Consider the following 12,811-nt stretch of genomic DNA (forward strand, 5'->3'; position numbering starts at 1 on the left):
GTCCCCCAGTGACAGCCGAGCTTGCGTTTGGCAATAACGGTCCTTGGGGAAGGCTAGGACGATGCCGGTCCTCTTTCACTAGGAAGTGAAGTGGTCAGAACACGTTGTGGCACGCAGATGCGTTGCGGCGCGGACCTTCTGCGCCGCATCAAGGCGGTCCGACGGAGTAGATGCGGAGTCGATCGAGCGGTTTGGCGACAAGGTCATCGGGTTGCTAACCTCGATTAACATGTCAGAGTTGTTCGATGTGGTGGTCGTGGGAGCGGGGATTTCCGGTATCAGCGCTGCCTGGCACCCGCAGGATCGCTGCCCCGGTAATAGGTACGTAGTTCTAGAGCGCAGAAGTGATCCGGGTGGCACGTGGGATCTGGTCAAGTATCCGGGCATCAGGTCGGACTCAGATATGTGCACGTTCGGATTCCTTCAAGCCCTGGCACTCGGCCAGGTTCACTGTCGACGCGCCGACAATCAAGAACTATCTGCGTGAGGTCGCGACCGAGAACGGCATCCATGAGCACATTCACTTCGGTACCCAGGTCTTGTCTGCCGCTTGGTCGGACGCCAGCCGGCGCTGGACCATCAAGGCGGTTCGGAACGGCTGAGGAATTAGAGCTCGAGGCGCGGTTCGTCTTCATGTGTAGCGGCTATTACAACTACGACGCGGGTTACCGACCAAACTTTCCCGGCGAGGAGAACTTCGGTGGGCCCATATTGCAACCTCAGCACCGGCCCAGAGACCTTGATTATGCCGGTAAAGAACGTCGTCGTTATCGACAGCGGCGCCGGGCACATAACGATGCTGCAACGTTCGCCAACATCGACCGCTTCACCAGAACGGGTCACGAGTTGGCGGCCGATATCATCTTCTACCGCAACAGGATTGAACTTGTGGCTTTTGGGGGCGCCAAGCTTGGTCGTAACGGCCAGGATGTCGACGTCAGCAAGTCGATGACCTATAAGTCGATGTTGCTGTCCGATGTGCCCACCATGGCGTTCACCATGGGCTATATCAATGCATCGTGGACCTTGAGGGCCGACCTGGTATCGGAATACGTTTGTCGCCTGCTCAATTGCATGGACGCGCGCGGCTACGACACCGTCGTAGCCGCTCATCCAGGGAAGATGTCGAAGAAGAACCCTTCGCCGATTTCGCACCAGGCTACTTCCAGCGCGCGATGGACCAGCTACCGAAGGCGGGATCTCGAGGGCCATGGCAGGTAAAACACCAATTACCTCTTCGACATCCGTGAGTGAGATATCGTCAAGACCTGTGGATCGGTGAGTTTCAGGCGACCTGCGATCCGACGGTTTGAGGCTCAGCTGCCGACGGTTCGGGTGTGATGTCGATAGGCCGTTCGAGCGGCTTGCCCTTGTGGAAGACGGCGCTGGCACGGACGAGGGCGACCAAGTGTGGTGCGTTGACCGCGCGCCAGCGGGCCTGGGCGGCCTCGATTAGCTTGTAGGCCATCGCCAGCCAGGCCGCGCGGGAGCCCGGCCCTTTGGTGACTTTGGTCCTCAAACGTACTGTCGCAAAGGTACTTTCGATCGGATTTGTGGTGCGAAGGTGGATCCAATGCTCGGCGGGATACCGGTAGAACTCCAAAAACACCTCGGCGTCGTCGACGATCTTGGGCGACCGCTTTGGGGTATTTGGCGCCGTAGTCGATCTCGAACGCTTTGATCGCGAGCTGGGCTTTGTCGATATCCTCGGCATTGTAGATCTCCTTCATCGCCGCGACTGCACCCTGGGTGCACCGATTTCGGCAGTGCGGCAAGAATATTGGCCTGCTTATGCCACCAGCAGCGCTACTCTCGAATATCCGGGAACACCTCCCGCACGCCTTGCAGAAGCCCAGGGCGCCGTCGCCGACCGCGAGCACCGCTGCGGTCATGGCGCGGCGGCGGCAATCGCGCAGCAAATCAGCCCAGAACTCAGTCGATCCCCGGAAGCCGTCAGCCAGCCCGACGAGCTCCATGCGGCCATCAGCACGGACCCCGATCATTACCAGCAAACAGAGTTTCTCCACCTCAAGGCGCACCTTGAGGTGGATGCCATCCACCCACAAATACAGGTAATCGGTGCTGGATAAGTCACGCTTGCCGAAGGCTTTGGCCTCGTCCTGCCGCTGCGCGGTCAGCCGAGTAATCTCGGTCGCCGAGAGCGCCGCGCCCGTGCCGAGGAAATGCTCCGGCGCCGGGCCGAAATCCCCGCTGGACAGCCCGTGCAGGCACAGCAGCGGCAACACCTCGGTCATCTGCGGCGACTTGCGCGCCCACGCCGGCAAAATCGGGGAGGAAAACCGGCACCGCTCACCGGTGTCAGCGTCGATGCGCTTGTCGTTGACCCGCGGGGCCTTGACCGGCACCGCCCCAGCGGCCGTCAACACGGTCCGCTCCTCGTGGTAGCCGTTGCGCACCACTAGGCGATGCCCATTCTCGTCAACCTGATCGGTGAACTGCGCGATATAGGCCGACTTCTGTCCGTGGCCATGAAAAAGTACCCACTGGTGGCCAAGTGGAGGTATCCGCTGGTGGCCGGATAAAAGTACCCACCCCGTGTTCGTCGTGTCGATCAGGAACTGCGGGCCCCGGTGGTGACGGTGAAGGTGCCAACCACTCATCGTCACCACCGGGGAGTTCCATTGAAGTCTGCGAGGGACCGCATGGACATCATTTCTGCTTATCAACAAGTCGGGTCATACCGCGGCGCCGCGCAGCTGTGCGGCACCACCCATAGGACCGTCAAGAAAGTCGTCGAGAAATTCGAAGCCGGTGAGAGCGCACCGCCGCGGGTCGAGCGGGCCCACAATTACGATGCGGTGGCCGATCTGGTCGCCGAGCGTGTCGAGAAGTCGGCGGGTCGGATGTCGGCGAAGCGGATGTTGCCGATCGCGAAGGCCGCCGGTTACGACGGGTCGGCACGCAACTTCCGTCGCCTCGTTGCTGAGGCGAAGGTGTTGTGGCGCAACGAACATCACCGGGGACGTCGCCCGGCGGTGTGGTCACCGGGTGAGTATCTGGTGATCGACTGGGCCCAAGCCGCACCCGGGTTGTTCCTGTTCTGCGCAGTGCTGGCGTTCTCCCGGTGGCGCTTCGTCGCGTTCGCCACCGACCAGAAGGCGTCCACGACGTTGGCGTTGATCGCCGAAGCGATGGCCGGGATAGGTGGTGTCCCGGCCCGGGTGCTGGCCGACCGGATGGCCTGTCTGAAGGGCGGCGTGGTCGCCAACGTGGTGATCCCTACCGCCGAATACGTCCGGCTGGCAGGTCATTACGGTTTCGCGCCGGACTTCTGCCATGCATCCGACCCTAAATCGAAGGGCATCGTGGAGAACTTGTGCGGCTACGCCCAACGCGACCTCGCCGTCCCGCTGCTCACCGACGCCGCCATCGCCGGGGTGCCGGTTGATCTGCGTGCTGCCAACGTTGCGGCCAGGGCGTGGTGTCTGGAGGTCAATGCCGCGGTGCATTCGGAGATCTGTGCGGTCCCCGATGAGCAACTGCTGATCGAACGGGAACTCCTGCAACCGTTGCCGTCGCTGCAACTTCGAATCGGGGCACCGTCGGTGATCCGCAAGGTCGACCGGCTGTCGTGTGTCCGGTATGCCTCGGCCCGCTACTCGGTGCCCACCCGACTGATCGGGACCAGCGTGGCCGTCGTCGTCGATCACGGCGCGCTGTGCATCGTGGAGCCCGCGACTGGGGTGATCGTGGCTGAGCACGAACTGGGTGCCCCAGGCAGCGCATCAGTCCTCGACGATCACTACGACGGTCCCCGCCCGGAACCTAGCCGCGGACCACGACCCAAAACTCATGCTGAGCAACAGTTCTGCACACTCGGCGAGGATGCTCAAGCATTCCTGGTCGGGGCCGCCGCGATCGGCAACACTCGGCTGGGCTCCGAACTGGAAGTCCTACTGGCGTTGGGCGCCGCCCACGGCACCGACGCCTTGGTCGGCGCGCTTCGCCGGGCGGTCGCGTTCCGGAGGTTCCGCGCGATCGACGTGCGGTCCATCCTGGCCGCCGGCGCCGGAACGCCGCAGCCCCGCCCCGCCGGGGATGCGTTGATCCTGGACCTCCCAGTCGCCCCGACCCGATCCCTGGCTGCCTACACGGTCAACCCGGCCGCAGACGGTGGTGCCACGTCATGAACGGCACGCCAGCCAAGGCAACCAAACCCGTTGCACCACTGTCCACTCCGCAATTCGCCGCTGATCTCGACGCCGGGCTGCGGCGGCTCAAGCTCGCCGCGATCCGGCGCACCGCCCCCGAAGTCCTAATCACCGCCAAGACCCAGCGCTGGACCCCCGAAGAAGTGCTACGGACCCTCGTCGAGACCGAACTGGCGGCACGGGATGCCTCCAACGTCGTCAACCGGCTCAAGGCTGCCGGGTTCCCGGTCACCAAGACCTTGGAGTCCTTCGACGTGGCCGCATCGTCGATTCAGCCCAAGGTGTTCGACTACCTGTCGAGCCTGGAATGGGTTCGCACACAACAGAATCTGGCGATCATCGGACCGGCTGGGACCGGCAAGTCCCACACCCTGATCGGACTGGGGGTCGCTGCGATTCATGCTGGGCACAAGGTCCGGTACTTCACCGCCGCCGACCTCGTCGAAACCCTCTACCGCGGCTTGGCCGACAACACCGTCGGCAAGATCATCGAATCCCTGCTCCGTGTCGATCTGATCATCCTCGACGAACTGGGCTTCGCCCCACTCGACGACACCGGCACCCAGCTGCTGTTCCGCCTCGTCGCCGGCGCCTACGAACGCCGCTCCCTGGCCATCGGCTCGCACTGGCCCTTCCAAGAGTGGGGTCGATTCCTGCCCGAGCAGACCACCGCCGTCAGCATCTTGGACCGGCTCCTGCATCACGCCACCGTCGTCATCACCGACGGCCAGTCCTACCGAATGAAGGACGCCCAACACCGGAAGGAGAACCCCCAACCAATCTAAGAATCACTGCACGGGGTGGGTACTTTTATCCGGCCACCAGCGGGTACTTCTACTTGGCCATTGACAACTTCGGCCTCCAGCGCCGCCGCAAGCATTTGCCGGGCGCCATCGCGGACGACCTCATCGAGTAACGAGCGACCCGAACCGGTGTTGTCGTTGGACTCGTCGACGTCGTGAACTACCGTGAGCATGGGCGTACCTTCCCAACCAGCGCGCCAACGCCGGTCCTTGATCAGACAAACCGAATTCAGAGCACCCTCGGGAAGGCGGCGCCCCTTCAGGCTGCCTCACCGAGGCTCATGTCGGGTAGGACCGCCGCATTGCTGCGGCGGTCCCCCCTCAGAACCGTACGTGCCAGTCGTCCCGGCATACGGCTCAAGCAAGCCCCGAGGACGTTGCGGGAACTGCGTAATTCGTTGGGCTCCCGCGCAACTTAGCCCGAAGGCTGCGATGGCAGGAGGCGTGTACCAGGTGGGTCTCGTCCAACCGGGCCAGCCGCCCGTGGTGGGTGAGATGCTCGGCGGCGATGGCTCGCTTGACAACTCCTAACCACCACCGTTCCCATTCGGAGGGCGACTGCGGGGGTTGATCGACGGTCAACAAATGATCGCCACACAGCGGGCACCGTCCGTCCTGCTTGGCGAGCAGGCGCAGGTTGTAGCTGTCCAGCGCGGGTTTGACCTTGCGCCGTCGTTCGGCCCAGTAGCTGGCCAATTCCGGGGCGGGGAGACGCCCGGCCCGCGACTAGCGTGTGTCGGACGATGTGAGTCCAGGAGAATTTGACCAGACACGCGATGTTTTCACGGCGGTCATCCAACGGCCGTTCGGGATCGCCGAACACCCACTGATCGTTCCTGAACTTGTTGAACCGACCCCAGTGGCGGCGTGCGATCCACTTTTTCGGCTTCTTCGGATGCGGTCGGCGCGCCCGCCCGGAGGTGAGCCGCCACATATAGTGGTCCAGCGAGCTGAAAACCTTGCTGGACACCGCACCTCGATAGTAGGCGGACCATCCCCGGATAATCGGGTTCATCCGGGCGATCACCGCCCTGGCGTTGGAGCCGCGCAGCCTGCGCATCTCCTCGGCCAACCGTTTGCGGATACGCTCGATCGCCTCCGGGCTCGGCTTGATCAACAACTTGCCCGGCCGTCTACCGTGGCGGTAGCAGCGGATGTTGAATCCGAGGAAGCTGAATCCCTCTTCGAGGTGGACGATGCGCGTCTTATCCTCGTTGAAGACCAGACCCCTCGGAGCCAGCCACCGGGCAAGCTGCGCCTTGACGTGTTCGGCCTGCTCACGTGAATGGCAGCAGGCGACCATATCGTCGGCATATCTCACCAGAACCGGGTTGCCCGCTATCGCCGCGCCGGCGTAAACACCGGTCGAACTGCGGTAACGAACTCCCGCGGCCTCCTCCAGGCCATGCAGTGCCACGTTCATCAGCAACGGGCTGATCACCCCGCCCTGCGGAGAACCCTCCTCGGTCGGCGCGAACCCGCCGTTCTCGATCACCCCGGCTTTCAGCCACTTTCGGATCATTTCCTTGGCCGGGAACGACCCCAGCTTGTCGAGTAGCCGAGGATGGTCGATTCTGTCGAACGCGGCCGACAAATCGGCGTCCAGAATCCATGCCCGTTGGGCTCGTGGCCCTTTGAGCGTGAGGAAAAGGGACTGGATCGCATCGGCACAGCTACGGCCCGGGCGAAACCCGTAGGAACGGGCCTCGAACCGAGCCTCCCACTCGGGCTCCAGCGCGTTGCGTACCCGCGCCTGATGACAGCGGTCCATCACCACGGGGATACCGAGCGGACGCTGATTTCCGTTGGCCTTCGGAATATACACACGCCGAACCGGCAAGGGCTCCCACGACGACCGCGAATCATGCACTCGCACCGCAATATTCGCTCTCGCCTCGGGCGACAGGGCAACCTCCCCATCGATCCCGGCCGTTCGACGCCCAGCATTGCGCTGAGTCACCTGTCGCACACTGACCAACGTGTTCGACCAGGAACCCAGCATCAGTTTCTGCAGCGACCGGACCGAGGCCCAGTCCTGCTCCCGCGTCGCCTTGAAGATCCTGCGCCGCAACCTCGCTACGTTTTCCTCATGGACACGCCAATCCACGACGGTCCAATCGAAAACGCCCTCCGGTCCGTTCACCTCTACGGTGTCCAACTTGCCCTTCCGGTTCGCAAGGCCCTCGGTCTCGGTATTTCAAAGGCTCACCTGCCCACGTCAGCGCCCTTTCGAGCCCAGCCACCACGCTGGTATCCGACCGGTTCCCCATGATCGCCGCCCAGGAGGAGCGGCGGCACCACGACCACAGGTCCCGCTGCCTTTCGGCCATCGGCATTCGCTTCTTGAGCATCCTGTTCCCGCCGAGGGATTCCGCCCCTCTCACGATCGGCCTACCGGCCCGAAGGCCGGACCCGACGGGGTTTCCACGTTCCGCGCATACGAGATACGGCCGGGGAGGGCGCCCTCTATACCCCGAGACCAGCGGTGTTCGCACGACCGGCCTGTGGCCTCCGGTCGCCGCTTGCCGCCACTGCCAGCGGCCGGGTCCTATCACCCGGGTTCTCAACCCGTCTTCCCGGGCTTCAAATAACGAGGCGTCATCAAGGGTTCATTCGCATTCGCCCGTCCGGCCTTCCCTCGCCCGGTCGTTCCCCCAGACGGAACGGGGGCCCTTGGGCTTCTTCCCTGAGCTTCGCACGCCCACGGGCAGGACCCGTCGACGCACGTCAGGGCGGGGATCGGTCACGAACACCAACCGAGAACTACGCGACCGGCATCGCCGACCTCCACTCCACGAGCTCACTCACATGCGCGACATCGCGTCGCACCCACAGACCTCCGATCTTGTTAACAGTCAAGCGGCGGCTCGTGTGGGGTGCGTCGGGGGTGGTCGGTATGCCTTGATTGGGTCGTAGGTTTGGCTGGTTTGCAGGCAGTGGTAGAGCTGGCCGAGCATGCGGTTGTAGAGGTGGCGCAGGGCTGCGGGGTGGCGGTCGCCGTGGTCGCGGCGTGTCAGGTAGTGAGCGCGGGTGGGTCCTTCGCAGCCGGCCGCGATGAACGCCCAGACGAATCCGACGGCGGCAAGTCGGTTGTTCTTCACGTGCCGGTGAGTGATGCGGATGCTGCGCCCAGAGGCTTTGGTGACGGGCGCCGACCCGGCGAACGCCTTCAATGCTCGGGCGTCGGCGAATCGTGTTCGGTCGTCGCCGATTTCGGCGAGCAGGCGGGCACCGGTAAGGTCGCCGACCCCCACAAATGAGGTGATGATCCTGTGGTCGGCGTGCTGGGCAAAGGTGGCGGCGGTGGCCTCGCCCAGCCGGTCGACGTTGGCGCACTCAGCGTCGAGGGTGGCCAGCAATGCGACTGCTTGGATACCGAAGGCGTCTTCGACCGGGGCGGGGTGTCGCAGCTGCGGCAGCCGCAGCTGCTGGTGGATTGTCGCCGCGAGCGTGGTCAGGCCGCGTTGGCGTCCGGCGCGGCGCAGGGCGGCGGTGATCTGCGGCTTTGACAGCCGCGCCGCCTTGGCCGGGGTGGCAGCGATGGCGAGCACCGCACGAGCTTCGGGTGCGGTGATTCCGCCGGGACGGTCGGCGAAGGCGTGCAGGAAACCCGGGAAATATTCCCGCAGCAGCGACCGCAGTTCGTTGCCGGCCCGGTTACGCCGCCAGGTGGCGTCCTGGTGGGCACGGGCCAGCACGGTGATCGATTGCGCCAGTTCGGTGTCGGCGGGTAACCGACGATGCTGGTCGATGTCGGTACGCAGGATGTTGGCCAGCGTGACCGCATCGCCGTGGTCAGACTTCTTGCCCGACATCGACGTCCGTTCCCGATAGCGGGCCACCGACATCGGGTTGATCGGGTAGATCGGTCGACCGCTGGCCCGCAACACGGCGACCAGCAACCCGCGCGGGGTCTCGATCGCGACCGGGATCGGATCCTCAGGGTCGTCGTCGGCATCGGCCAGCATGGCGGTCAGTTCGGCGAATCCGGCGACCGACTCGGGGATGCGCCGTCTGGCGACCAGCCGACCGTCGGCATCCACCAGCGCGACGTCATGATGATCCTGGGCCCAGTCGATCCCACACGTGACCATGGACAAATTTACCTCCTTGGTTGTCGAAATGTGTTGGGTGCGTGACCCTTTGTGAGAACGCGCGGCGCCCTAATAGCAAGGCTCTGATGGCCTGACCTCCGATTGAGCCGTTCGCGACCCCAGCAACCCGCACGACCCCCAGTCTTTGTCAGAGCTCAACGGCTCCCCGTCGATGAGGTGTCGATCGTGCAGGCGGGCTCGAACCACGTTCCCCACCCCAACCCCTTCCGAGGAGCAGCCGGTCACGACACGCCGACCTCGCCGTTCTCCCGGCAGGTCTAGCCGACCCCGGTATCGGTCAGGCGTTCCGTCGACACTCGCTGGCCGACCGCTCACTCGGAAGGTCGCAGAGCAGCCGGCGTTCCCGCCTGTGGAAGGGGGTCTAGCCCCGAGTTCTGATCAGGAATCGTCCAGTGCCCTACAAAGCTATTAGGTTCCTGATCATTGCTCCACCGCAGCGCCGTCGGGCGGGTATCACGCTGTCTGGCCAGGCGGTCAAATTCGAGGACCAGGTCCTCGCCGGTGATGCCGCGCGCCACCCGACCGTCGACGCATTTGCGGGTGTGTTCGTCGATGATCGAGACGATCTTTGATCTGGCGGCGGTCAGTGGTGCCATCGAAATGGAAGTCAACAGCCACACCCGCTTCAGGCGCATCTGCGTACCCCGGGCATGGCGCTTTCTGCGCCCGCGTCTCCCCAAGCGAGCGAGCGGGACATTTGACTTGTAGCACCACGTCTACACCCGATACTATCGGTATCCGAAACTGGATGTTCGAGGAAGGGCAGCCTGTCATGGTCGACGGAGACATAGGACAAGGGGCAGTGACCACTGCAAGTGCGGCAAGTGTGGGGTCTCGGTATCCGAGAACCCGGCGGATACGTTTCCCCTTTGGCGAGGGCAGCAAGTATTTCTTCGATGACGACATCATCTTCAGCCACCTGTGGGCGAACTTGTCGGGGTCGTTCCCGCCGGGGGAGGAGTTGTTCATTCGGTCGGTGCGCCGGTTTGCCGATGAGATCGCCGATCCTGGGTTGAAGAAGCGGGTGGCCGGGTTTATCGGTCAGGAATCGGTGCATGGCCAGCAGCATCGGGCGCTCAATGACAAGCTCGTTGACATGGGGTATCCGATTGGGTGGTGGGATTCCGAAAAGTTTGTTGATTGGGTGAAACGCATCGAGGAGGTGCTGCCGGCCCGGATTCCGCTGGCGGTGACAGCAGCCGCAGAACACTTCACCGCGATACTTGCTGAGCGGCTGCTCGGCGATGAGGACTTCCGGGCGATCCCGGGTGATGCGGAGGTGTGGAATCTCCTGAAGTGGCATGCGCTGGAGGAACTTGAGCACAAGTCGGTTGCCTTTGACGTATTCCGCTCGGTGGGGGGTACCGAGCGGGTGCGTCGACGTGTGATGGCGGTAATGATCCCCCTTCTGCTCCTCCTCATGAGTGGCACGCTGGCGTATTCGGTGGCGCGGGATCCCGAAGCGTGCCGTCAGCCAGTGCGACTGGTGCGTGAGACCTATCGGGTCTACCGCGGTCCGATATTTCGGGGTTTGATCCCAGAGCTCAGGCAATACTTGCGACCGGGATTTCATCCCGACGACATCGACACCAACGCGTTGCTCGAGCAATGGCAGGAGGAACTCTTCGGCACCAAGGGGGCCCTGGTCGGCTACCTGAAGTGAACCGAATTTCACCGAGACCGTCGCCAAGAAGGGAGCAAGCAGTTTTATGTCCGAATCCTTTGACGTTGTGATTGTGGGTGCGGGTATTTCCGGTATCAGCGCTGCCTGGCATCTGCAGGAGCGCTGTCCCAACAAGAGTTATGTAGTTCTAGAGCGCAGAGCTGATCTGGGTGGTACATGGGACCTGTTCAAGTATCCGGGCATCCGATCGGACTCCGACATGTGCACCTTCGGGTTCCGTTTCAAGCCGTGGCACTCGCCGCGCTTTACCGTTGATGGCGCCACGATCAAGGATTATCTCTGGGAAGCTGCCGCCGAGAGCGGCATCGACAACCACATCCGGTTTGGTAGCCAGGTATTGTCTGCGGACTGGTCGGACGCCGACAGGCGCTGGACGATCAAGGTGGCTGGGGACCGCCAAAAGACGACCGAGATCACGGCCGCGTTCCTGTTTGCGTGCAGCGGCTACTACGACTACGACCAGGGGTATCGTCCAGAATTCCGGGGCGAGAAGGATTTCGAAGGAATTATTGTTCACCCGCAGAACTGGCCCGAAGACCTCGATTATGCGGGTAAGAACGTCATCGTCATCGGCAGCGGTGCTACCGCAGTGACCCTTATTCCGTCCCTCGTGGATTCAGGCGCTGGCCAGGTAACGATGCTGCAGCGTTCACCGACTTACATCGGATCGCTGCCAAACATCGACCCCATTGCCGTGCAGCTCATCAAGTGGTTACCGACAAGGAGCGCGGACTTCGTCAACCGCTGGAAGAACATCCTGTTAGCTGTGGCGCAGTACAGACTGGCGCGTCGCTTTCCCCGTTCCATGCGAAAAGCGCTGATCGCTTGGGCTAAGCACCAGCTGCCCGCAGGCTATGACGTGGATAAGCATTTCGGGCCGAAGTACAACCCGTGGGATGAACGGATATGCCTGGCCCCTAACGGCGACCTTTTTAAGGCCATTCGGGACGGCAAGGCCGATGTAGTCACCGATACTATCGACCACATCACCAGGACCGGGATCAAGCTTTCCTCGGGTCAGGAGTTGACGGCCGACATCATTGTCGCCGCGACCGGTTTGAACATGCGGCTGTTCGGCGGCGCCAAGATTACCCGTAACGGCCAGGTCGTCGACGTCGCGAAGTCGATGACCTATAAGGCCATGATGCTATCCGACGTCCCGAGCATGGCGTTCACTATCGGTTACATCAACGCGTCCTGGACACTGAAAGCAGACCTGGTGTCTGAATACGTCTGTCGCTTACTCAACTACATGGATGCGCACGGCTACGACACCGTCGTAGCTCCCCACCCTGGCGAGGATGTCGAGGAACTGCCGTTCACGGATTTTGCGCCCGGCTACTTCCAACGCGCGATGGATCAACTCCCTAAGTCTGGATCCCGCGGTCCATGGAAAGCAAAGCAGAATTACCTCTTCGATGTCCGTCAAATACGCCGCGGCAAGATCGATGACGGTCTGCGCTTCACGACCAAAGCATCCCGGCCGGCAACTCTGCCGGCCTCGACATCACACCAAAGCACTTCCGAAATGGCTTCTGGCTCAAACCGAGGAAACGGTGAGCACCGCACAAATCCGCTCATCGCCGGATAATCCAACGGGGACTGTCTCGGTGAGTCCGGAGACTTTCTGATGTGAGAGCTCAGCTGGCGGCTGCTCTCTCGCGTTGAGCGTAATAGGCGGCCTCGAGTTCGGCTGGCGGAACATCGCCGCAGTATTCATACAGGCGGCGGTGGTTGAACCAGTCGATCCGCCGTGCGGTGGCCAGCTCGTTCGACCACCACGCCTCCACCTGAGGGGCTGTTGGCGCAGATGACCAAGGCGGTGCTCCAACGCGCTTTGGATGTCGAGATCGCTGATCACCTGGGCTATGAGTACGGCGATCCGGCTGGTTATGGCTCGGGCAACTCCCGCAACGGGCGCGGCCGCAAAACCGTGCTCACCACGGCCGGAGCGGTCGACCCGACTTTATCAAACTAGCTTCTCGGGCGCGCTTCGCTCTCACCGTGGTGATCGAAAATTCCGCGAGCCAGTTGCGG

Annotated in this window: 9 protein-coding genes and 3 pseudogenes; 6 read left to right on the forward strand and 6 right to left on the reverse strand. The window is 62.8% G+C overall.

Annotated elements, in window-relative coordinates:
- Positions 1-229 precede the first annotated feature (229 nt).
- Positions 230-1,248: pseudogene (locus AB8998_RS04105) on the forward strand (flavin-containing monooxygenase); the annotation flags it as partial.
- 37 nt (positions 1,249-1,285) lie between these two features.
- On the opposite strand, the gene AB8998_RS04110 reads toward AB8998_RS04105, so the two are convergent.
- Positions 1,286-1,714 carry a transposase gene (locus tag AB8998_RS04110; protein ID WP_250644919.1) on the reverse strand — a complete coding sequence of 143 codons (429 nt, stop codon included), beginning with the start codon at positions 1,712-1,714 and terminating at the stop codon, positions 1,286-1,288.
- Positions 1,689-2,621: pseudogene (locus AB8998_RS04115) on the reverse strand (transposase); the annotation flags it as partial. The gene AB8998_RS04110 and the pseudogene AB8998_RS04115, both read right to left, overlap by 26 nt.
- A gap of 21 nt (positions 2,622-2,642) precedes the next feature.
- Here AB8998_RS04115 and istA point away from each other — a divergent pair.
- Both istA and istB read left to right on the forward strand, forming a co-directional pair.
- Positions 2,643-4,151, forward strand: coding sequence for an IS21 family transposase (gene istA / locus AB8998_RS04120; protein WP_079669096.1), 1,509 nt, complete (start codon positions 2,643-2,645; stop codon positions 4,149-4,151).
- Positions 4,148-4,957 carry an IS21-like element helper ATPase IstB gene (gene istB / locus AB8998_RS04125; protein WP_007172566.1) on the forward strand — a complete coding sequence of 270 codons (810 nt, stop codon included), beginning with the start codon at positions 4,148-4,150 and terminating at the stop codon, positions 4,955-4,957. The genes istA and istB overlap by 4 nt, the downstream gene beginning before the upstream one ends.
- Here istB and AB8998_RS04130 read toward each other — a convergent pair.
- The 4 genes from AB8998_RS04130 to AB8998_RS04145 all read right to left on the reverse strand — a co-directional run bounded on the left by AB8998_RS04130 (position 4,954) and on the right by AB8998_RS04145 (position 9,725).
- A complete protein-coding gene (locus AB8998_RS04130; RefSeq protein ID WP_369741826.1) occupies positions 4,954-5,148 on the reverse strand; it encodes a hypothetical protein in 195 nt (64 codons plus the stop codon). The genes istB and AB8998_RS04130 overlap by 4 nt on opposite strands.
- Before the next feature lie 242 nt (positions 5,149-5,390).
- Positions 5,391-7,133: a group II intron reverse transcriptase/maturase gene (gene ltrA, locus AB8998_RS04135; RefSeq protein ID WP_369736891.1), complete on the reverse strand. Its 1,743-nt coding sequence runs from the start codon at positions 7,131-7,133 to the stop codon at positions 5,391-5,393.
- A gap of 697 nt (positions 7,134-7,830) precedes the next feature.
- Entirely contained in the window at positions 7,831-9,069 is a 1,239-nt protein-coding gene (locus AB8998_RS04140; protein WP_007172236.1) for an IS110 family RNA-guided transposase, read from the reverse strand.
- Between the two features lie 332 nt (positions 9,070-9,401).
- Entirely contained in the window at positions 9,402-9,725 is a 324-nt protein-coding gene (locus tag AB8998_RS04145; protein ID WP_007172237.1) for a hypothetical protein, read from the reverse strand.
- A 137-nt stretch (positions 9,726-9,862) separates the two neighbouring features.
- On the opposite strand from AB8998_RS04145, the gene AB8998_RS04150 reads away from it, so the two are divergent.
- The 3 genes and pseudogenes from AB8998_RS04150 to AB8998_RS04160 form a co-directional block, all read left to right on the forward strand.
- On the forward strand, positions 9,863-10,753 hold the full coding sequence (locus AB8998_RS04150) for a metal-dependent hydrolase (protein ID WP_172975555.1): 891 nt from the start codon (positions 9,863-9,865) through the stop codon (positions 10,751-10,753).
- A gap of 46 nt (positions 10,754-10,799) precedes the next feature.
- On the forward strand, positions 10,800-12,365 hold the full coding sequence (locus tag AB8998_RS04155; protein WP_007172240.1) for a flavin-containing monooxygenase: 1,566 nt from the start codon (positions 10,800-10,802) through the stop codon (positions 12,363-12,365).
- 162 nt (positions 12,366-12,527) lie between these two features.
- Positions 12,528-12,734, forward strand: a pseudogene (locus AB8998_RS04160) (transposase); the annotation flags it as partial.
- Between the last annotated feature and the right edge of the window lie 77 nt (positions 12,735-12,811).

Source organism: Mycobacterium sp. HUMS_12744610 (assembly GCF_041206865.1).
GTDB lineage: Bacteria > Actinomycetota > Actinomycetes > Mycobacteriales > Mycobacteriaceae > Mycobacterium > Mycobacterium servetii.

Excerpts from the sequence above, each read along its gene's own strand:
- AB8998_RS04110 (WP_250644919.1), bottom strand. The coding sequence starts at position 1,714 with ATGCCGAGGATATCGACAAAGCCCAGCTCGCGATCAAAGCGTTCGAGA.
- istB (WP_007172566.1), top strand. The coding sequence starts at position 4,148 with ATGAACGGCACGCCAGCCAAGGCAACCAAACCCGTTGCACCACTGTCC.
- AB8998_RS04130 (WP_369741826.1), bottom strand. The coding sequence starts at position 5,148 with ATGCTCACGGTAGTTCACGACGTCGACGAGTCCAACGACAACACCGGT.
- AB8998_RS04140 (WP_007172236.1), bottom strand. The coding sequence starts at position 9,069 with ATGGTCACGTGTGGGATCGACTGGGCCCAGGATCATCATGACGTCGCG.
- AB8998_RS04145 (WP_007172237.1), bottom strand. The coding sequence starts at position 9,725 with ATGCGCCTGAAGCGGGTGTGGCTGTTGACTTCCATTTCGATGGCACCA.
- AB8998_RS04150 (WP_172975555.1), top strand. The coding sequence starts at position 9,863 with ATGGTCGACGGAGACATAGGACAAGGGGCAGTGACCACTGCAAGTGCG.
- AB8998_RS04155 (WP_007172240.1), top strand. The coding sequence starts at position 10,800 with ATGTCCGAATCCTTTGACGTTGTGATTGTGGGTGCGGGTATTTCCGGT.